The sequence below is a fragment of the Cyanobacterium sp. Dongsha4 genome (genome assembly GCF_036345015.1).
In the GTDB taxonomy this organism is placed as follows: Bacteria; Cyanobacteriota; Cyanobacteriia; order Cyanobacteriales; family Cyanobacteriaceae; genus PCC-10605.
The window spans coordinates 1,521,188-1,541,333 of sequence record NZ_CP084098.1 but is presented as its reverse complement, the minus strand read 5'-3'; the positions used below and the strand labels follow the sequence as shown (position 1 = coordinate 1,541,333).

The 20,146-nt window shown below is 36.3% G+C and carries 18 protein-coding genes; 8 read left to right on the top strand and 10 right to left on the bottom strand.

Annotated features, from left to right (window positions below):
• Window positions 1-257: 257 nt before the first annotated feature.
• The 5 genes from Dongsha4_RS06495 to urtC all read left to right on the top strand — a co-directional run bounded on the left by Dongsha4_RS06495 (window position 258) and on the right by urtC (window position 5,916).
• The gene (locus tag Dongsha4_RS06495) at window positions 258-1,757 is read left to right on the top strand and encodes an AAA family ATPase (protein WP_330204889.1); all 1,500 of its coding nucleotides are present in this window, start codon (window positions 258-260) and stop codon (window positions 1,755-1,757) included.
• A 292-nt stretch (window positions 1,758-2,049) separates the two neighbouring features.
• Window positions 2,050-3,252: a response regulator gene (locus tag Dongsha4_RS06490; protein ID WP_330204888.1), complete on the top strand. Its 1,203-nt coding sequence runs from the start codon at window positions 2,050-2,052 to the stop codon at window positions 3,250-3,252.
• A 141-nt stretch (window positions 3,253-3,393) separates the two neighbouring features.
• Window positions 3,394-3,753 carry a response regulator transcription factor gene (locus Dongsha4_RS06485; RefSeq protein ID WP_015220395.1) on the top strand — a complete coding sequence of 120 codons (360 nt, stop codon included), beginning with the start codon at window positions 3,394-3,396 and terminating at the stop codon, window positions 3,751-3,753.
• A 344-nt stretch (window positions 3,754-4,097) separates the two neighbouring features.
• Window positions 4,098-4,634 (top strand): chemotaxis protein CheW, encoded by a 537-nt coding sequence (locus Dongsha4_RS06480; RefSeq protein ID WP_330204887.1) that lies wholly within the window; start codon window positions 4,098-4,100, stop codon window positions 4,632-4,634.
• Between the two features lie 124 nt (window positions 4,635-4,758).
• On the top strand, window positions 4,759-5,916 hold the full coding sequence (gene urtC / locus Dongsha4_RS06475) for an urea ABC transporter permease subunit UrtC (protein ID WP_330204886.1): 1,158 nt from the start codon (window positions 4,759-4,761) through the stop codon (window positions 5,914-5,916).
• A 93-nt stretch (window positions 5,917-6,009) separates the two neighbouring features.
• Here the strand turns inward: urtC and Dongsha4_RS06470 are convergent, their stop codons facing one another.
• Window positions 6,010-6,321 (bottom strand): hypothetical protein, encoded by a 312-nt coding sequence (locus Dongsha4_RS06470; protein ID WP_330204885.1) that lies wholly within the window; start codon window positions 6,319-6,321, stop codon window positions 6,010-6,012.
• Window positions 6,322-6,480: 159 nt separating this feature from the next.
• Here Dongsha4_RS06470 and Dongsha4_RS06465 point away from each other — a divergent pair, with 159 nt between their 5' ends.
• From Dongsha4_RS06465 to larB, 3 genes are all read left to right on the top strand, one after another.
• Entirely contained in the window at window positions 6,481-7,098 is a 618-nt protein-coding gene (locus Dongsha4_RS06465) for a VWA domain-containing protein (protein ID WP_330204884.1), read from the top strand.
• Between the two features lie 384 nt (window positions 7,099-7,482).
• Entirely contained in the window at window positions 7,483-8,445 is a 963-nt protein-coding gene (locus Dongsha4_RS06460) for a glycosyltransferase family 9 protein (RefSeq protein ID WP_330204883.1), read from the top strand.
• Between the two features lie 85 nt (window positions 8,446-8,530).
• Window positions 8,531-9,307 (top strand): nickel pincer cofactor biosynthesis protein LarB, encoded by a 777-nt coding sequence (larB, locus tag Dongsha4_RS06455; RefSeq protein WP_330204882.1) that lies wholly within the window; start codon window positions 8,531-8,533, stop codon window positions 9,305-9,307.
• 362 nt (window positions 9,308-9,669) lie between these two features.
• Here larB and Dongsha4_RS06450 read toward each other — a convergent pair whose 3' ends face one another.
• The 9 genes from Dongsha4_RS06450 to Dongsha4_RS06410 all read right to left on the bottom strand — a co-directional run bounded on the left by Dongsha4_RS06450 (window position 9,670) and on the right by Dongsha4_RS06410 (window position 20,079).
• Entirely contained in the window at window positions 9,670-10,113 is a 444-nt protein-coding gene (locus tag Dongsha4_RS06450; RefSeq protein ID WP_330204881.1) for a hypothetical protein, read from the bottom strand.
• A 37-nt stretch (window positions 10,114-10,150) separates the two neighbouring features.
• Window positions 10,151-10,645 (bottom strand): SMC-Scp complex subunit ScpB, encoded by a 495-nt coding sequence (scpB, locus tag Dongsha4_RS06445; RefSeq protein WP_330204880.1) that lies wholly within the window; start codon window positions 10,643-10,645, stop codon window positions 10,151-10,153.
• 31 nt (window positions 10,646-10,676) lie between these two features.
• Window positions 10,677-12,260, bottom strand: a complete 1,584-nt coding sequence (locus Dongsha4_RS06440; RefSeq protein ID WP_330204879.1) for an Hsp70 family protein — start codon at window positions 12,258-12,260, stop codon at window positions 10,677-10,679.
• Between the two features lie 268 nt (window positions 12,261-12,528).
• Window positions 12,529-12,735, bottom strand: a complete 207-nt coding sequence (locus Dongsha4_RS06435) for a hypothetical protein (protein WP_330204878.1) — start codon at window positions 12,733-12,735, stop codon at window positions 12,529-12,531.
• Window positions 12,736-13,036: 301 nt separating this feature from the next.
• Window positions 13,037-14,353, bottom strand: a complete 1,317-nt coding sequence (bioA, locus tag Dongsha4_RS06430) for an adenosylmethionine--8-amino-7-oxononanoate transaminase (protein ID WP_330204877.1) — start codon at window positions 14,351-14,353, stop codon at window positions 13,037-13,039.
• A 177-nt stretch (window positions 14,354-14,530) separates the two neighbouring features.
• Complete coding sequence (locus Dongsha4_RS06425) at window positions 14,531-14,932, bottom strand: fasciclin domain-containing protein (RefSeq protein WP_330204876.1); 402 nt, start codon at window positions 14,930-14,932, stop codon at window positions 14,531-14,533.
• Between the two features lie 139 nt (window positions 14,933-15,071).
• Window positions 15,072-16,358 carry a CO2 hydration protein gene (locus tag Dongsha4_RS06420; protein ID WP_330204875.1) on the bottom strand — a complete coding sequence of 429 codons (1,287 nt, stop codon included), beginning with the start codon at window positions 16,356-16,358 and terminating at the stop codon, window positions 15,072-15,074.
• 113 nt (window positions 16,359-16,471) lie between these two features.
• A complete protein-coding gene (locus tag Dongsha4_RS06415; protein ID WP_330204874.1) occupies window positions 16,472-17,986 on the bottom strand; it encodes an NADH-quinone oxidoreductase subunit M in 1,515 nt (504 codons plus the stop codon).
• A gap of 272 nt (window positions 17,987-18,258) precedes the next feature.
• Window positions 18,259-20,079 (bottom strand): NAD(P)H-quinone oxidoreductase subunit F, encoded by a 1,821-nt coding sequence (locus Dongsha4_RS06410; protein ID WP_330204873.1) that lies wholly within the window; start codon window positions 20,077-20,079, stop codon window positions 18,259-18,261.
• Window positions 20,080-20,146: the final 67 nt, after the last annotated feature.

The following is a 20,146-nucleotide window of genomic DNA, read 5'->3' as shown; positions in this document are numbered from 1 at the left end:
AATTTTATCTCATCATAGACATTTTTTATATAACCTTATTATCTTAGCTCTAATCCTTTACTCAAGACAGTTTTTTTCGATACATTTTAACTAAAAGGTTAAGGGGAGACACAGAGGGGTTTGCCTCTTGCTCTTTTTACTTTGCTCTTTATAAATCAGGAAACGCTCAAACTTTGAAAGCAAATTATAAGGTTAAGATCAATTAAATTATTTTTAACCTATATAGATATTGATCATAATAAATACAAAAGATTATCATGAACCAATTTAATCAAGAATTTTCCCTCTTGTTAAGGGCTTGTTATCCCCTCATTTATATTCCCAGTCAGGAAGAAGAAAGAGTAGAAAAAGCGATCACATCTGTGGCACAAAGTTTAGGTAATCGTCATACATATATCTGGGATTTTGTGGAAGGTTATCAAGATAATCCTAACAATGCCAATTTTGGCAGACGTAATCCATTACAAGCGTTAGAGTTTTTAGAAAAATTACCATCTAACACAGGAGGAGTATTTATTTTGAGGGATTTTCACCGTTTTTTGGAAGACATTTCTATCTCTCGTAAATTGCGTAATTTGGCTCGTAGTCTCAAAGCCCAACCAAAAAATATCGTTATTATTGCCCCTGAAGTTAATCTGCCCACAGAATTAAGAGAAGTATTTACCATTATCGAGTTTGCCTTACCCCAAGCCGAAGAAATCAAGAGTGAAATTCAACGACTTTTATCGGCTACCCGTCAAAATCTTAGCGAACAATTTTTAGGAGAGTTAGTTCGCTCTGCTCAGGGATTGTCTTTAGAACGCATTAGAAGGGTCATAACAAGGGCGATCGCACAAAATGGCAAATTAGAAGGAGAAGACGTGGAACTGATACTAGAGGAAAAAAAACAGTCCATACGGCAAACACAAATCCTTGACTACTACCCCACCAAAGAACAAATATCCGACATTGGCGGTTTAGACAACCTCAAAGAGTGGTTATTGCGAAGAGGAGGGGCATTCAGTGAATCTGCCAGAGCCTATGGTTTACCTTATCCCAGAGGATTACTACTTGTGGGTATTCAGGGTACAGGAAAATCATTAACCGCAAAAGCGATCGCTCATCATTGGCATTTACCCCTATTAAGGCTAGATGTCGGAAGACTATTTAGTGGTTTAGTGGGAGAATCTGAATCCCGTACCCGACAAATGATACAAATAGCTGAAGCCCTATCTCCCTGTATTCTCTGGATTGACGAAATAGACAAAGGTTTTGCAGGAGCAGACGGTAAAGGGGATTCTGGTACAACCTCAAGGGTATTTGGTACATTTATCACTTGGTTAGCAGAAAAACAAAGCCCCGTTTTTGTTGTCGCCACTGCCAATAATATTCAAACCCTTCCCCCTGAAATACTCAGAAAAGGGCGTTTTGATGAAGTCTTTTTCGTGGGCTTACCCTCCCAAGCAGAAAGAGAGGCTATTTTTACAGTACATTTAAACAGACTACGCCCCCATAACCTGCAAACCTACGATATTAAACGCCTTGCCTATGAAACTCCAGAATTTTCGGGAGCGGAAATCGAACAAACTATAATAGAAGCAATGCACATTGGCTTCAGTGAAAATCGAGACTTCACCACCGAAGATATATTAAGTGCCGCCAGTCAAATTATACCTTTAGCCCGTACTGCCAAAGAACAGATCGAATTTTTACAAAATTGGGCAACTTCAGGAAAAGCCCGTTTAGCTTCTCGCAATCAATCTATATTAGGAAAGTGAAGGCAAAGAGCAAAGTAAAATAAAGCAAGGGGCAACGCAAGAGGCAAACCCCTCTGTGTCTCCCCTTAAAATAAACCCCAATATCCCAATACCTCACAATACTCTGAAACCTGAAACCTCTTTCCTAACTCTGAACTCGTTTCTCCCCAATCCTCAAACTCTGAATATTGAAATCTAATTCCTCTATGCTAAATCAAGCTAGGATATTATCATAGGTAAGTAAAGTTGATTGTTTATTTTTAATTATTCTTCAAGCTATCATCGGTCAATATATTAAAACATATAAGAGTAAATGAATTCTAACGAAAACGCTTCTAACCCAATACCGTTTAAAGAGTTTACAGGTGTCAAACAAACGGGTTTTTTTGAGAATTTAAAACAGCCCCGTTTTAGTGGTCAACTTCTGCTCACAGGACCCAATCACAGTAAATGGGTGTTTTATCTGTATTTAGGAAGATTGGTTTATGCCACAGGAGGAAATCACCCCGTCAGAAGGTGGCGTCGTAATTTAGTTGCCCACTTACCTAATATTCCTTCTCACATGGCGGCAATTCAAGCTGATGTAGATAGTTTGGATTTGACAGGAGAAAATAATTGTTGGGAATATGAGTTGTTATGTTTTTGGGTAGAGCAACAGAAAATAACTCTTGAACAAGCGGCGAAAATGATTCGTCAAAATATTGTTGAGGTTTTGTTTGATGTTACTCAGGCTATGCAGGTAACTTGTCAGTTAAAACCGGATAAAAACTTACCTTTTTCCACTCGTTTAGTTTTAATTGATGCAGAACAATTAATTGCAGAAGCTCAAAAATTGTGGCAAGCATGGCAAGGGGCAAAAATTGCCGATCGCTCTCCTGATATGGCACCTATCATAGCACAACCTCAAGAGTTGCAACAGCAAACTAATCCACAAATTTATCAAACCCTCAGTCAACTTTTAGATGGACAGCAGACTCTTAGAGATTTATCTGTAAGAATGAAAAGAGATGTTGTTACAGTGACTCGCTCTCTTTTACCCTATATCCAAAGGGGATTAGTTAGACTAATTGAAATCAATGATATAGAACCCCCTAAATTACCTCAAAGGAATGATTCTGACAGTGGTATTCTCAACAATCAGAAAATAACTGTTGCCTGTGTTGACGATAGCCCCTTGATTTGTCAAACCATGGAAAAAATTATCACTGAAGCTGGTTATAACTTTGTTGGTATTAATGATGCTTTAAGAGCGATCGCAATTTTACTATCAAAAAAACCAGATATTATCTTTCTCGACTTGATTATGCCTAATGCCAACGGTTATGAAATTTGTAGCCAACTGCGCAAACTAACATTTTTTAAACATACCCCCATTGTCATCCTCACAGGAAATGATGGTATTGTCGATAGAGTAAGAGCGAAAATGGTTGGCTCATCAGACTTTTTAGGTAAACCCATTGATCCTGCTTTGGTTTTAGAAACCATCCGTAAACATTTAAAAATAGGTGTTGCTTAAGTTATTCTTTCCAAATCATTGTTTTATGAGGGAATAACAACGAATTTCGCAAAAATGACGCTAGGTATTGTTATATCATAATTATTATTATTTAATTGTTAAGCAGTATCCAAATAACAAACATATAGAGGTAATAAAAATATGGGAAACGCATTAATTGTTGATGATTCTTCCACTGAAAGAAAAATTTTAACAGGTTATTTACAGGAATTGGGTATTAGTGTTACAACCGCCGAAAGTGGAGAGGAAGCCCTTGAAAAAATTAAAGGTAATACACCTGATCTAGTGGTTTTAGATGTGGTTTTGCCGGGGAAAAGTGGCTTTGAAGTATGTCGAGAAATAAAATCAGGTACAAATACAGGTAAAATACCTATTATTATGTGTTCTACAAAAGGTAGCGAGATGGACAAATTTTGGGGAATGAAGCAGGGTGCAGATGCTTATATTCCAAAACCAGTGGATAAAGAAGAATTCCTCAGTGCCGTCAAAAAACTAATTTAGTTGATCAACCTGCAAAAAATTAGACATCTCCAATGAGTTAATCTTTAAATAATATTTAAGTAAAAATTATACAGGCAAAAGTCATAATCTGATTTTACGGGTTATGTCTTGGAAAATTATAGTTATTGACTCATTCATGATCACAAATCCCCATTACAAACAATATTTGGGGTAGGAGTTGTCTATATTGATTCTATTTGAGTTGTATCACTTTTAGGGGTAAAAATTTAAAAGTGAGGTTTGAAAAACAATAATTACTGCACATTTTTTGTTATTGTTCGACATATCACAACCTAACATAGAACTGTTATACAATGTTTTTTAGATTCGACACGTAAAATATCATGAGTGAATCTCCTTTATCTGTTGCGAAGTCTTCCCGTCAAAATACTGTTTTTCAACAACAGTTTCTCAAATTTGTCTTATTACCAGACACAAACTTAATGATTTCTTTATCAGAAATTGCCGCAGTGTTGAAAATACCTTTGGGGCAAATTATTCCGATTCCTGAAATGCCCTCATGGGTAATAGGAGTATATAATTGGCGGGGGCAAATTGTTTGGATGATAGATTTAGGACAGTTATTAGGTTTTACTCCTTGGTATCAACAATCAGTGGTTGCCTCCAATCATAAAGCAGTTGTTATTCATCCTAGCAGTCAAAATTTAAGAAATAGTGCTTCTGGTGATTTAATTGGTTTAATTGTTAGCGATGTAAATGATATTGAATTGTGCGACACCAGCGAAATTCATTCTCCTCCTGCTTCGGCAGTCACTCCTGAATTAGCACCATTTTTGAGAGGTTATTGGATTAAAAATAATGGTGAAATTATTGTGACGGTGGATGCAGACGCTATTTTTGCGGCTATGCCGAAGGAATAAAGTTTGGAGATGTTGGCAAAGATAAAGAGTAAAGGCAAAAATGTATTCAAATTAACTAAATATACATACACTTTTATTGATAATGAGATGATCAAAAAGTAAACTTCATGACGAATTAAAAACTGTGACTAATATTACGTTTTCTCAAATTAGACAAGAACAAAAGCGTAAAATTTTAATAGAAATAGCTATAGCCGTTGGGGCAATAATTATTCTGTCGTTGATTTTGCCTCTTATACTCAGCCCTTTTCGATTGCAGTTATTGGGTAGGTTTTTAGCTTTGACTATTGTTGCTTTAGGGATTGATTTAATTTGGGGATATACAGGGTTACTCAGTTTAGGTCATGGAATTTTCTTTGCTTTAGGTGGTTATGGTATTGCCATGTACCTTAAATTACAATTACCCGATGGGCAGTTACCAGAATTTTTTACTCTGTATGGTGTGAGTGAGTTGCCTTGGTTTTGGAAACCTTTTTATTCTTTCCCTTTTACTGTGGTTGCCATTTTTGTCATTCCGGCTATTGTTGCTGGTATATTGGGGTATTTAGTTTTTCGTAATCGCATCAAGGGGGTTTATTTTTCGATTATTACTCAAGCGGCACTCATTGTGTTTTTTAACTTCTTCAACGGACAACAGAAACTAATTAATGGTACTAATGGTTTAAAAACAGATACTGAAACTATTTTTGGTGTGGTTGCTAGTTCTCAAACTGCTCAATTTGCCTTTTATCAATTTACAATTCTTTTTTTACTTTTGGCTTATCTTCTTTGTCGTTGGTTAACCAGTGGCAGATTCGGACGTTTGTTGATAGCTATTCGAGATGATGAAAATAGAGTTAGATTTTCTGGCTATAATCCCACAGGATTCAAGGTTTTAGTATTTGCGGTTTCAGGTGCGATCGCGGGAGTTTCAGGGGCTTTATACACTCTACAAACGGGGATTATTACTCCCAGTATTATGGAAGTTGCTTTCTCCATTGAAATGGTTATCTGGGTTGCCGTCGGCGGTAGAGGAACATTATTAGGAGCGATAATAGGTACTTTATTAGTAAGATTTGGACAAACATTCCTGAGTGAAGAATTTCCAGAAATTTGGCTTTTCTTTCAGGGAGCATTATTCCTGATGGTAGTGACGGTATTACCTGATGGTATTGTGGGATGGTGGAATAATTGGGCATGGCTCAAATTAAAATCGGTTCTAGGCTTACAACCCAAACTCACTACCTATCCTGCCATTGAACAAAATCCCGAAGTTGAAATGGAAAAAGAAAACATTGGCTAATCCTACTACTCATTCATCAGATATTTACCTAAAACCTGCCACCTGAAACCGTCAAACCGACCTAACCCCAATATTATTGCTGAAGAATTAATGTTAACTAGATACTTGAGCAGTTTTGCCACTAAATTTAGCACGATTAGAGGATTTACTGCTCTCGGTTTGTTCCATAGGTACAAATTCAATATGATTAAATAAAGTGGTTACAAATGCAAATAACAGGAAAGGCAGAGATAAAACCAAAACAATGGCAACGGTAGCAAAAGCATAAATTTGACGGGTGCTACTCCATAGAGCTAATGTACTAGCAAGGCTAATAAAAATGACTCCTAACCATACAATTATTTGACCATAAATATCCCCAAAAGTTAGGGTACAAATCATACGATATTTTTGCTGATTTTCCATAGTGAAAATAATAATTTTACGAACTGTAAATTTTACTCATAAATCCGTTGTAACTTAGATCTAAAATTTCTGAAAAAAATCGCAAGAATAATTTACAATTCCAAAACAAATTTTTTAGCTATGATTTTGATTAGAAGGCAATACAAGGAATAATATTTTATGAATATTGAATCAATTGTTACTAATCGAGACTATACTTTAATCATCGATAAAAGTGGTAGTTTAAACAGTGATGATGGTACGGGAAAAACTAGATGGGAAATTGCCCAAGAGTCCACCATTGCGTTAGCCCAAAAATGCGATGAATTAGATAGTGATGGTATTACTGTTTATTTATTTTCAGGGCGTTTTAGACGTTATGATAATGTTAACTCTGACAAGATTAGGGAAATCTACGCTCAAAACGAGCCAATGGGCAGTTCAGATTTAAAGAGTGTTTTACAAGATGCTTTGGATAATTATTTTCAACGTAAGGCGGAAGGCAAAGCGAAGGAAAATGGGGAAACTATTTTAGTTATTACTGATGGTATTCCTGATGAACCAAAAGAGATAATTCGTTTAATTATTAATGCTAGTCAAAAAATCGATCGAGATGAAGAATTAGGAATTTCTTTTATCCAAATTGGGCAAGATGCCAAAGCGAAGGAATATTTCAAAGCCCTTGATGATTTATTACAAGAAGCGGGGGCAAAATTTGATATTGTTGATACCATCACAATGGATGATTTGGACAATATGAGTTTGACTGATGTTTTACTTAATGCAGTTATTGACTAACCTATCAGTGAGCAGGGCTGTTTCATTCTAAAATTTTCTGGTTAAGGCAGGGAATGGGGAATAGGCACTCTTGCAATAGTTTTTAATGGTTTATGGTTATAAATTGATAATCTAAACATTTTTAACTACTTCTTAATCCTCAAAGCTCTAAAACGCTATATTCTTTTACTGGCAATAGTTTTAGCTTTTTTGTATTTCTACTTTGAAACAGCCCTGCCTATCAGTGAGGGGTAAGGGATTATTATAAACTAAGGAATAATTTTTATGCCCTTTGCCCTTAATTTATAATTTGTAATTCATAATTCATAATTGTTGATGTTGGGTTTTAGGTGCTATTTAAAGGTTAAAATTATCCTCAGAAATTATTTATAAAATATTTTTATTATGCGTGTTTTAGTTTTGATTCCGGGTGGCATTAGCGATCAAATTCTCTTTTTCCCAACTCTACAAACCCTAAAAAATAAATACCCTCAAGCAACTATTGATGTGATTGTTGAACCGAGGAGTAAAAATAGTTATCGTATTTGTAAGTATGTGCAAGAGGTGTTGGTTTTTGATTTTCAAGATAGAAATGGATTGGCAGACTATCTTAATCTCTTGGGCATGATTAGAGATAGAGAATATGAGTTAGTAATTACTCTCGAAAAAAATTGGATTGTAAGTTTCTTGCTTTGGCTTGATGGGATTCCGACTCGGGTGGGCTATCAAAGTTCTAATTCTTGGTTTCTCAATTGTACTGTTCCCAAAAATACCGATCAGTATATCCCTTTTATGTATCATGATTTACTTAAGGGTTTAAAGATTGATGTTCCCTGTCCTGATTTAAGTATAAACGTACCAAAAGAAGATATTGAATGGGCGGAGTATGAACAAAAAAGATTGAGAATTAAAGATAGTGGCTATATTATTATTCACGGTGGTGCTAGTATTTTAACGGCTTATCAAGGTATTAATAAGATTTATCCTGTACCTAAGTGGCAAAGGGTGATTGAGGACATTCACATGAAGCAACCTGACATTCCTATTGTCTTGTTATGCGGGCCAGATGATTTGGAATGGACAACGGAAATAGTTTCTTTATGTCCTTATGTGAAAGTGGTTAGCCCTCCCGATATTGGTAAATTAGCGGCAATAATTGCTGGAGCAAATTTAATGCTTTGTAGTGACAGCGCACCCATGCAGTTAGCTATTGCAGTGGGAGTCTATACTATTGCTTTATTCGGTCCTACCAAAACAACCAAATTATTACCACCAAAATGCGATCGAGTTTTTGGTATTCAGTCTTTAAGTTCTCAAATTGCCGATATTCCCACAGATAAAATCCTAGAACAAATCTGGAAACAATAATGAAGAATTAGTAATTAGCAATTAGCAATTAACAATTAATAACTCTGAACTCCGAATCTTCTTACTCATTACCTAATCATTAATAATGGTCGATCGCACCTCATTAGAGATACTATTAAACCAGATAGCAGAAGGAAAAATTTCCCCCAGTGAAGGGGTGGAAAAGCTGAAACATTTGAATTTTGAGGCCATAGACAACTTTGCAAAAATTGATCATCATCGTCAGCTACGCACGGGCTTTCCAGAAGTGATTTGGAGTCAGGGCAAAACTCCAGAACAAATTAGACAAATTATCCATGTCATGAGACAAAATTCTCCCCTTGTGATGGCTACCCGTTTAGAAGCTGATGTAGCAGAAACTTTACAAGAACAGATACAAGATTTACGTTACTACCCTCTGGCAAAAATAGCTGCGATCGGGCAAAATAGTGATAAATACAAAGGTAAAATTTCGATCGTGACTGCGGGTACAGCCGACTTACCAGTAGCCGAAGAAGCCGCTATAACGGGGGAATTATGTGGATTTACCGTTGAGCGTTTATGGGATGTGGGAGTGGCAGGAATACATCGTTTATTGAATCATCGTCATCTCATCACCCAAGCAGATATTTTAATTGTGGTTGCGGGAATGGAAGGGGCTTTACCCAGTGTTGTAGCAGGTTTGGCTAATTGCCCAGTCATTGCCGTGCCAACAAGCATTGGTTATGGTACAAGTTTTGGAGGTTTATCAGCATTGTTAACTATGCTTAATTCTTGTGCCACTGGTATAGGAGTGGTTAATATCGATAATGGTTTTGGGGCCGCCATGTTAGCAGGACAAATTTTGAGATTAGCCAATAGATTTTCGAGAAAAAAAGAGTAAAGCACATAAATTTCTTGTGAAATACTGCATAAAATTCAATTTTGCCACTGATATATCAATATATGACATTTTTTTAGTTCCCAAAAGGGTAAATATTTTAGTAGCTGAATGCTACTCATGGTGATTAATATATATATTAATTGTAAGACGTTGAGTATGTTTTGACCATGATATTTACTCTTGGGGTTTTTTTACGGAACTAATTGAGATAACTTCAGTTAGGTTTAATAATATAGTAATTCTGTAATTTTTATCATGATGAGGCACACCACTTATCTACATTCGGGAATGGGGAATAGGCAACAATTGCAATGGTGTAAAAAAACTGTACCTCATATTTTTGGGAAACGCTATAAATTAAATTATCGACAATGTTTATTCAATAAAGATATAACTAAATCATAGCCTTCAGAGTGAGTTTGTACGGCATAAGCTTCGGCTTCTAAATGTCTCCTTAAACCATGATTGTAGTGAGTAAAATAAGGACGAGCAATATTGGGAGGAGATAAAGACAGATTAAGAGCGGTAATTTCGTTTTTCCCCGCACATAGTTGGGCGGCGTGGGTTGCTTCATGAATTAAGGTAGGGAGGGCAATATGTAAATCAAATACAATAGGATTTATCCAAATCGTGCGGGTTTTTACTTGCAATAAACCATAGGTGCTTCTCAGGGGGGGAGGCTCTATTTTTACATTGAAATTATAGTTTTCTAGGGTGTTTTTTAAGGTGTTGAATTTATCTTGAGTCGGGTTTTGACTAAGGAGAAAGATTGAGGTTGTAATGCCTATTAATGGAGTTAAATTCATTGTTTCATTTATAATTAATTTCTAATTGAATTTCATTTCATTCTTCTTCTGTTTGAGCTTGATTAAATTCAAAATATTTATGAAACTTGTCAGTAACCTCTAACCAGTACGATCGCCCCTCTTCTTGTCGCCGTTTACGGATAAAGCCAGATTCCACTAATTCGCTAACGTGTTGATAAGCGGTGCTTCCCCTTAGATTTATTAAGTCACTCTGAAGTATAGGGCTTTGAAGTGCGATCGCAGCTAAGGTTTTAAGGGTAGCTGTATTTAATTCTGCGGGTACAAGATTAGCAAGTAGAGATAAATATTCTGACTGCAATTGTAAACTATAACCTTGTTCTGTTTCAATAATTTCTAAGGCACTGTTACGATAAGCATAATCAGACATTAATTGAATGAGAGCCTCTTGTACTTCTTCTGTAGAATGATTGGTTAGGGTAACAATTTCTTGTAGAGTAGTTGGTTGAGCCTTTAGATATAAAATCGCTTCGATGTGTTGACTTAAACTAGGAGAAAATATTTTTTGATCCATATTTTATTGACTATAAAAAAAGTGTCTTGCTTTAACTCAACTCGGCCACCATAACATTATCTAACAAAATTTCATCGGTTAATAAGTCTTCCACAGTAATTTTTAAACACCTGTCCTCATCTACTTTAAATAATACCTTAATGCGATCGCTCCCTGGGTTGCCTAAAGGATTTAATTGGGCGATGGTTTTCCCTCCTTCCGTATCATTTAACGGTTGTACTTGACTTGTTCCTCGATTTATACTACGAGTAACTAAACGCTCACCATCGAAATAAACTTCCGTAGAGGTATTTTCTTGCCCTAACTCACCAATAATCAATTCAATACTAGGCTGATTTTCCACTGAAGCCCCCAAAATTAATTCTCTGGGTTGTGTCATAGGGTAAGGTTGCCCACTAGGAATAATGGTGTGCCAATCATGACGTTTTTGCCGACGATTCCAATATCTAATTCCGTAGCTATGATAAAGAAAGTCTTTGATCTGTAAATTCTGCTCTAATTTTAATGCACCCATGGCAATAGCGTCAAAAGGGCGATCGCATTTTATTTTTTCGAGAGGGAAATATTGCTGTAACCATTGATTAACGGCGGGAATTTGTCCACTTCCTCCCACTAATAAAACTCGATTAACATCATTGATGTTGACACCGTTACCTCTTGCTTGTTGTAAGACTCCTTCCATCAGAGTATCTAGTTGAGCAAAAAACTGATTATGGTTGAGTATTTCTTCAAAAGTTTCTCTATTTAGGCTTAAATCGGAAGTTTCTAGGGTCAAATCATTAAAAAAGACCTCCTGAGCCTCTTCAGTCTGAGAAAGACGAATCTTAATTCTTTCTACTAAACGGCTAGTTAGAGAAGACTTTGTTACCCCTTGTTTTTCGTGAAAATAGTTCAAAATCCAGTTATCTATATCACAACCCCCTAAATTTGCCCCTGCCTTGGCGATAACTTTGGCTAACTTTGTTTTTTGAGCCGAGCTTTCTCCTAATAGCTTCTCACCCCATTTCAATATAAATCCTTGAGGTTTTTTCTTTTCTCCTAAATCTAACTCTACTAAGGAAAAATCGATCGTACCTCCGCCGAAATCTACCACTAAAATTAAATTATTTTCCTCTGTACCATAACCCAAAGCCGCCGCCGTTGGTTCATCAATAATTCTGACTTTGTCGATATTCCACTTTTCACAAACCCCCGTTAACCAATAGCGATAACTTTCAAAGCTATCTACTGGCACAGTCATAATTAAAGAGTCTAATTCGCCCTTTAATTCTTGTAAAATATTACTTAAAAATAAATCTCCAACTTTTTCAAAATCTAATTGTTTATCATCTAAAATAGGTAAAAATCCTTGAATATCAGTACCGATACCTCTTTTAAAATTACTAAAGAAACGCTGATTATTTTTACTATCTAAACCTTTATCTCTAACTTTTTGACCAATAATTACATCATCATTATGAGCATTATTTATATATACTAAACTAGGAATTATCGGGGGAATACTGCTATTTTTTTGAGCAAGATTGGCTAATTTTACAATTTCTGATTCCCCTGTCACAGGGTTGATGCGAGTAATGACAGTGTTACTTGTACCAAAATCAATTGCGATCGCCATTTTTAGGAAAATAAAGTTAATTATGGATAGAAAATAATTCTCAATTATACTTTACTGTCGTACTAGGATTAAATCAACCTCATCTGAGTTCGGAATTAAAATAAGTAACCTCGGTGTGGTTTAAGAATATCGGATAAGATTAGGTATCAGGTTGCAGGTGTTAGGGTTAATTAGCAAGAGGTTTAAGCCCCTTGTTACCCCTTGACTTTTGCCTATTGCCGCCTACCCTAACCAATAATTTACACGACGAGAAGTGATAGAGCTATATTTATTGATTCTGGGGATCTAAATTTTTAAATCTTTTACTACCTTTTTCCAGATTCTCATTAAGTTTGTCTTTATATTCTTCTACAACCTTATTTTCTTTTGCTTTTTCTTCTGGAGTTGGCTCAGATGATTGTTGACTTAAGTATTGATTTACAAACCAGTAACCAGCAGTGATAAAAATAACCAAACTAATTAATGCTTTCCACATACTTGTTTTTTTGTACGTTTTCTATAGATTAACCTGAGTTCGGAGTTCGGAGTTCGGAGTTCGGAGTTAAAAGCAATAATTATTGACAAAAAAGCTGAATAAATTGATTTTACGTTAGTTCGGTTTAAGGCAATTTTATCGTTATTTCTAATAAGCTATATCTCTGACTACGAGACAATAATACTTTCAGCTTATCCAAAACTCAGGTTAGATTAGCATTTTCCTTTCGATTCTAAGTAACCTTATTTGAGTTTAAGAATATCGGATAACGGTAGGTGTCAGGTTTGTTAGAAATAATAGCTTAATTCACCAACGTGTTAATTTTTTGGCAATAGTCAACCATAGTAGAAGTTAATAATCTGAGATCCTTTTGGTTGATAATATAGGGAGGCATAATATAAATTAAATTTCTGAATGGTCTAATCCAAACCCCTTTTTCTACAAAGAATTTTTGAGCATGGGCAACATTAACGGGTTGATGAAGTTCGATTACACCGATCGCACCTAATACTCTAACATCTTTCACCTTTTCTAGGGTTTTTGCTTTACTCAGCCCTTGTTTTAACTCTTTTTCAATGGTTAATATCCTAGATTGCCAATCAGAATTCAATAATAATTCAATACTTTTAGATGCGATCGCACAAGCCAAAGGATTAGCCATAAAAGTAGGACCGTGCATGAATACACCCGCTTCTCCCCGACAAATAGTTTCCGCTACCCGTTGGGTGCAAATAGTCGCCGCAAGAGTCATATAACCCCCCGTTAAGGCTTTTCCCAGACAAAGAATATCAGGAGAAATACCAGCGTGTTCACAAGCAAACAGTTTTCCCGTTCTCCCAAAACCAGTGGCGATTTCATCGGCAATTAGAAGCATATCATGGGCTTCGCACAGACTTTTTATTTTCCCTAAAAATTGAGAAGAATAAAACCACATTCCCCCCGCCCCTTGCACAATCGGCTCTAAAATAAAACCTGCACATTGATGACTATGAAGACGGAAAAATTCTTCTAAGAAAAAAAACTCCTCCTCCTCATAGGTTTCGCCAAATCTTTTTTGAGGCTTGTCTATAAAAAAATGTTTCGGTAAAAAATCCCTAAATAAGTGGTGCATACCCCCTTCAGGATCACATACAGACATTGCTCCCGTTGTATCACCATGATAGCCCCTTCTAATGGTCATAAACTTATTTTTCTGGGGTTGCCCTAGGGAGTGTTGAAATTGTATCGCCATTTTCAGAGCTACTTCTACGGAAACCGAACCCGAATCCGCTAAAAAAACTTTATCTAAACCCTTTGGGGTAATTTCCACCAATTTTTGACATAGTAAGATGGCTGGTTTATGGGTAATCCCTCCGAACATAACATGAGACATTTTCTGTAACTGCTCATTTGCCACCTGATTTAATTCTGGCACGTTATACCCATGAATTGCAGTCCACCAACTAGACATTCCATCGATAAGTTGTTTCCCATTATCCATTATTAACCTCACTCCTTCGGCACAGACAATGGGATAAGTGGGTAAAGGATTAATTAATGACGTGTAGGGATGCCAAATATGATTGCGATCGAAATCCAATAATTCTTGACTAAAATGATTAGATAAATTGTCACTCATTATGTTCGATGAAAAGAAGATTTAAAAGGGCGGCATTGGGCAAAGGTAAATAGTTGATAATAATTAATAACTCCATTCACTACTGAAAGGAGCGAACTCTCCTAACCCCGTACCGCTTTGCGGAACGAGCGCAGCGAACTCTCCGAACTCTGAACCCCTAACACCTAATACCCCAATCTACCCCATCAAAATAACATTATCAATCACATGAATGACTCCGTTATCAGCTTCAATATCCGCCATAATGACTGTTGCATTTTTTACCTCAAAACTATCACTACAATCAACAGTAATTGGTGAACCCTCCACAGAGGTGACAGCGTCAACTTTTTCTAAATCAGTTTTCATGAGTTTTCCTGCAACCACATGATAAGTTAAGATTCGAGCCAGTTGAGGAGGATTTTGTACTAAAGTGGTAACTGTGCCGGGAGGTAGTTTCGCAAAAGCATCATCGGTAGGGGCAAACACGGTAAAAGGTCCTTCACTTTGTAACACATCCACTAGGTTAGCGGCTTGAACTGCGGCAACTAAAGTTTTAAAGTTATCGTTATTAACGGCAATATCAACGATGGTAGGCATAATAAAAATTAAGAATTAAGAATGTAAAATGAAGAATTTATGAATCCATTGACACAAGGGAAATAGAAGCAAAAAATCAATTTATCAATGTTTTTTGTCAATATTTACCACTTTTAACTCCAAAATCCGAACTCTGGTATTAACGGTAATCTTGAGATTGAATATCCCTTAATCTTGCTTCTGGGCGCTTAAATCTATCCATTTGCATTTCAAAAAATTGACGATTTTTCATTAAGTGCTTGGGATTATCGTCATCAAGGGGATACAAAAGAGCGGTGCGTAATGCTTGGATTACCGCCGAAGTAACATTATACATTGATCGTTGAAATGTTACCCCTAATTGAATTAACATATCATCTTCCCCTCGACAGTGTTTTTGATAGTATTCCACCAAATAGTCAGGGAGAAAATGCAACATATCATCCATTAGTAATGTGGGGGGAATTCCTGCACTACCAACGGGGAAAACATCTGCATAGAGAATACCATAATGGAAGTCTTTTTGTTCGTGGGGTACTTGATGGGCTTGGGCATTGTAAGATTTTGTACCTCGAAAGGGGGCGGTGCGATAAAATACCGCTTCTACATAGGGAAGGGCGGCTTCGTATAACCATGTAAAGCCTTTGGATTTGGGTATAATCTCATAGCATTCCCCTTTTATATATACATGATGATATATGGGACGACCTGCGATCGCAAATATGCCGTTAACCAGAAAATCCATGGCATCTGGCACTCCTTTAAAACCGCCTTCATCGTAAATATCTGACATTTCCAGAAATACTGCGGTCATAATTTCCCAGAATAAACCCAGATTAGCATAATAGGATAGTTGGCGTACTTGTTCTAGGAACATTTCAGGGAATAATTTATATAAGCCTAACATCAGAGGATTGCCCTTGAAATAGGCTTTAATGGCTTTATCAGCATTGGCTTTATACTCATCACTGTCGAGATAAGCGTCAAACTTGCCCATACCCATATCTCTACCATGCCATAACATCGCCCGCATACAAGCCTCAGCAAACTCCATATTAACGCGATCGTGCATCAAATGATGGAATAATTTAGGCATTTTACTTGTTTCTCCTTTTTCCATGAAGGCAAGTAATTCAGGATGGGCGCTAGCTTGCCCTCGCCATATTCTCAAATCGGCAGTATCTCCAGCGTAATGATTAGGTAAATCGAGATACTCTTGAGAAATAAAATATTTAAAGAAAGGAAGGGGATTAAGAAAAACTCTTTCGGCAATATAGAGTAAATCACGCCAGTAAAAATCCATCGGGATAGCATAAGCCTTATAGATACCGATAATTTGCATTAAATTTTCTGGGGTATCTGGTAACATTGAGCCACCAGCTTCCAAACGATGGATAACTTCGGCAAATTCGTGAGTGGAAGGAGGAATTTTTGTTGCTGTTTTCATGATTGATAATTGATAATTAATGACATCTAAATCTTTCTAACATCCTAATTCCATAAGATTTGAATATTTTTCAATTCCTAGCTCACCTTTTCAGGATGAAAATTTATAGCTAATTACTGAAAAAGTGCCGTTTGCGGTGCCACACTTTGTGCAGTCACTGAAGGCACAGTGATACTGATAGCACTGCTAGTATTAACGCTAAGATTAGTTAAAAAAGAAGGCTGTAAGCCGAAGAAAATAATCATCACCGCCAAAATAACTGCGGGTAAACGCTCAAAAGATTCTACTTTCGGTAAATACCCTGTCTTATTCTCCATTCTGCCAAAGAAAACACGGTTGAGGAGAATGACAAAGTAAACAGCAGTTAAACCTGTTGCAATTAAGCAAACTAGGGTATAAATAGGGAAAACACTAAAGCTACCCTGAAAAGAAAGAAATTCTCCGATAAAACCAATCATCCCCGGAATTCCAGCACTAGCCATTACGGCGGCAATCATTAAACCCCCCACAAAAGGTAAACCTCGATAGGGATTCATTAAACCATGTAATTCTGATAATTCCCTTGTGCCTGTTTTCGCTTCGATAATGCCTACTAAATGGAATAGCAAAGCCACTATCAAACCGTGAGCAAACATTTGACAAATTGCGCCTAATATACTCAAAGATGAACCTGCGGCCGTCGCTAACACCACAAAATTGATATGGGCGAGAGAGGCATAGGCAACCATTTTTTTGATGTCTGTTTGGGAAATTGCTACTAATGAGCCGTAAATAGCACTGACTACCGCTAAAATGGCTAAATAAGGTGATACATTACCCCAAACATCTGGAAATAGTTGTAAACCAAAACGAATTAAACCGTAAGTGCCTAATTTTGAGATAACTCCCCCTAATAACATAGATAAAGGGGTTGAGGATTCGGTATAGGCATCAGGTAGCCATGTGTGGAAGGGGAATATAGGAATTTTGATGGCAAAACTAATGACAATAGCTAAAAGTAAAAGTATCTGTTTTGCTTGGGGTAAGACTTCGCTGGAAATCATCTCAATGTCAAAACTATTGGCATTGGTAAGAAAATTTAAACCTAAAAAACCAGTCAGTAGAAAGATACCAGAGAAGGCTGTATATAATAAATATTTTGTTGCCGCATAGTTTCTTTTATCTCTACCCCAAATGGAAATTAAAAGGTAAATCGGCACTAATTTAATTTCATAAAATATGAAAAATAATAGTAGATTTTGGGCGATTAATGAACCATTAACACAGGTAGTTAAAAGTAAAATGAGGATGTAATAAAGTTTGGGCTTATTAAGAGTTTTACTATCTAATTCTCCGTTGTAAAATGTCAAGGTTACAGTTAGACAATTGAGAATAATTAAGGGTAAAGATAAGCCGTCTATTCCTACGGTATAATTCAAGCCTAAAAAGGGTAACCATTCTAAGGATAAAGACTGTTGTAATCCTACTGCTTGATAATCAAAATTTAGGGCTATTATTATACTAATAAAAAATGCGATCGCACTTGTTATTAAAGCAATGCTTTTGGAAATATGACTCTCTTTCTGCGGGGGCAAAATAGCAATTATAATCGCCCCTAAAATCGGAAAAATTAACAACAAATTAATCATGATGATAGCATTGTAATAATGTTTATTAGTTGACTTAATATATGAGTCCTAAATGATTTTAGGACATTCCTCCAAAAAACTCTGAGTAGTTAAGGGAGGAGTAACTTTGATGACTGATTTGGGGTTGCGATGAAAGAATAATTGCTGAAAAATCTTAAGCATCACAGAAACAAAATCGAATAATTAAATCTCTAGTTTTTCTCTTTTCTTACTTTTAAAAAAGTATTACTCTGAGAAAGTTTATCATGTAATATTTAGCAAAAATCTAACATCTAAAACTGAGTTAGACCAAAAATAATAGCAACAAATATTAAGCCTAAAAGAATAGAAAAAATATACAATTGCGATTGTCCAGATGTGCTATATTTTAAGGCTTGTCCACCAAAAATAGTGCTTAAACCCACTAAATTAACGACTCCATCAACAATATAACGATCGAACCAATAAGCTAATTTTGCAGTAACATTTACTATGCCCACAATTGTGACTTTATAAATGTCTTGAATATATAAATCATTAGCAAAGAAATTACGGATAAATTCAGGCACTATATCAACACTTTTATCGGCTGGTTTTTTGCCATAAATTAACATTGCTAATACCACCCCAATTAAAGTAGAAACACTAAAGAAAATGTTTAAATTTCCTTGGAAACTAATTAAATTAAATTGGGCTAAAACTAAAGGTAAATGTAATGTCACTCCCGTTAAAATCATCATTGGTAATACCATTGCCCACAAAACTTCAGGCGATCGCACTGTCATTTGTTTGGAATCACCTAAGAATATGAGGCAAAAAGTTCGCAGGAGAGAAAAAGCCGTTAAAGCATCGACGATTAATAACACCCCTACTAACCAAGGTTGAGAAACAAAAAAATCATTTCCTAACTGGGGTAATATCCAGAAACCACCCAAAGGAGGAAAAGCCACTAAACCAAAACTACCCACCAAAAAAGCAATACCTGCTAAGGGGCGTTTTTTCCATAATCCCCCCAATTGGGTTAAATCCTGAGTGATATTACTAATAATAATTGCACCGATGCTCATGTACAACAAAGCCATTGCCACTGCATACACTGCGATTAAAACTAATGCCGTTTTTTCGTGATTTGTGCCGACAGCGATAAAAACTAACCCCATATAAGCACTAACAATATAGGATAAAACTCGTTTTATATCCACTTGAGCAATAGAAATAAGACTAGCTAAAATAGCAGTTATGACTCCAATAATTGTTAATGCTTGGGATGCAATAGGAGACATTGCCAAAACAGGCTGTAACTGGATGATAACATAAGCACCAACCGTCACCACAATGGCATTCCGAAGGATAGAAGCAGGTAAAGGGCCTTCCATCGCCTCATCTAACCATAATTGTAACGGTACTTGGGCACATTTTGCGATCGGACCTGAAATCAGAGCTAAACAAAGTAAAGTAGAAAGAGTGCTATCGATGGGGGAATTTTCCGCCCAAAAAGCTAAATAATTATAATTCCATGTATTAGAAAAAGGATAAATAGCAATTACTCCCATCAATAATAGAATATCACCCACTCGCTTTGTCCAAAAAGCATCTCTAGCCCCAGAAATAACTAAAGGTTGTGCAAACCAAAACCCCACCAATAAATACGTGCCAAGAGTGAGAATTTCCAGATAGACATAGCTAAAGAAAAGGGAATTACACAAGACTAAACCACACATCCCTGCTTCAAAGAAACCCATGAGGGCGTAAAATCTTGCCCATCCCCAATCCATTTCCAAATAACCAATAGCATAAATTTGAGATAAAACATTTAATCCCGTAATCAATGCCAAAGCACCGACACTCACAGAAGAAATCTGTAAATCAAAGGAAATGTTTACTCCTGCCGCTTCTAACCAGGTAAACCGGAATTCTTGGGCAGGTTTTTCCCAAATTTGGTACAAAGCAACAACGCTATGAATAAACGCAAGAGAAGTCATCACAATGTTAACGTAACCTGCGGGGCGAGATCCCGTTTTGCGTATGATACCGGGCGACCATAATAGTGCAATTAAGCCCCCAATCAGGGTATAACAAGGGATAAACCAGATAGTTTCACTAAAAAAATTCATGTTTTTTTATATCATTTACTTACAGCAATTGTGTATTTAAAAATCTATCTATACTTAATCATAAATT

Coding starts and splice junctions, on each gene's coding strand:
- Dongsha4_RS06495 (WP_330204889.1), top strand. CDS start 258: ATGAACCAATTTAATCAAGAATTTTCCCTCTTGTTAAGGGCTTGTTAT.
- Dongsha4_RS06490 (WP_330204888.1), top strand. CDS start 2,050: ATGAATTCTAACGAAAACGCTTCTAACCCAATACCGTTTAAAGAGTTT.
- Dongsha4_RS06485 (WP_015220395.1), top strand. CDS start 3,394: ATGGGAAACGCATTAATTGTTGATGATTCTTCCACTGAAAGAAAAATT.
- Dongsha4_RS06480 (WP_330204887.1), top strand. CDS start 4,098: ATGAGTGAATCTCCTTTATCTGTTGCGAAGTCTTCCCGTCAAAATACT.
- Dongsha4_RS06470 (WP_330204885.1), bottom strand. CDS start 6,321: ATGGAAAATCAGCAAAAATATCGTATGATTTGTACCCTAACTTTTGGG.
- Dongsha4_RS06465 (WP_330204884.1), top strand. CDS start 6,481: ATGAATATTGAATCAATTGTTACTAATCGAGACTATACTTTAATCATC.
- Dongsha4_RS06460 (WP_330204883.1), top strand. CDS start 7,483: ATGCGTGTTTTAGTTTTGATTCCGGGTGGCATTAGCGATCAAATTCTC.
- larB (WP_330204882.1), top strand. CDS start 8,531: ATGGTCGATCGCACCTCATTAGAGATACTATTAAACCAGATAGCAGAA.
- Dongsha4_RS06450 (WP_330204881.1), bottom strand. CDS start 10,113: ATGAATTTAACTCCATTAATAGGCATTACAACCTCAATCTTTCTCCTT.
- scpB (WP_330204880.1), bottom strand. CDS start 10,645: ATGGATCAAAAAATATTTTCTCCTAGTTTAAGTCAACACATCGAAGCG.
- Dongsha4_RS06440 (WP_330204879.1), bottom strand. CDS start 12,260: ATGGCGATCGCAATTGATTTTGGTACAAGTAACACTGTCATTACTCGC.
- Dongsha4_RS06435 (WP_330204878.1), bottom strand. CDS start 12,735: ATGTGGAAAGCATTAATTAGTTTGGTTATTTTTATCACTGCTGGTTAC.
- bioA (WP_330204877.1), bottom strand. CDS start 14,353: ATGAGTGACAATTTATCTAATCATTTTAGTCAAGAATTATTGGATTTC.
- Dongsha4_RS06425 (WP_330204876.1), bottom strand. CDS start 14,932: ATGCCTACCATCGTTGATATTGCCGTTAATAACGATAACTTTAAAACT.
- Dongsha4_RS06420 (WP_330204875.1), bottom strand. CDS start 16,358: ATGAAAACAGCAACAAAAATTCCTCCTTCCACTCACGAATTTGCCGAA.
- Dongsha4_RS06415 (WP_330204874.1), bottom strand. CDS start 17,986: ATGATTAATTTGTTGTTAATTTTTCCGATTTTAGGGGCGATTATAATT.
- Dongsha4_RS06410 (WP_330204873.1), bottom strand. CDS start 20,079: ATGAATTTTTTTAGTGAAACTATCTGGTTTATCCCTTGTTATACCCTG.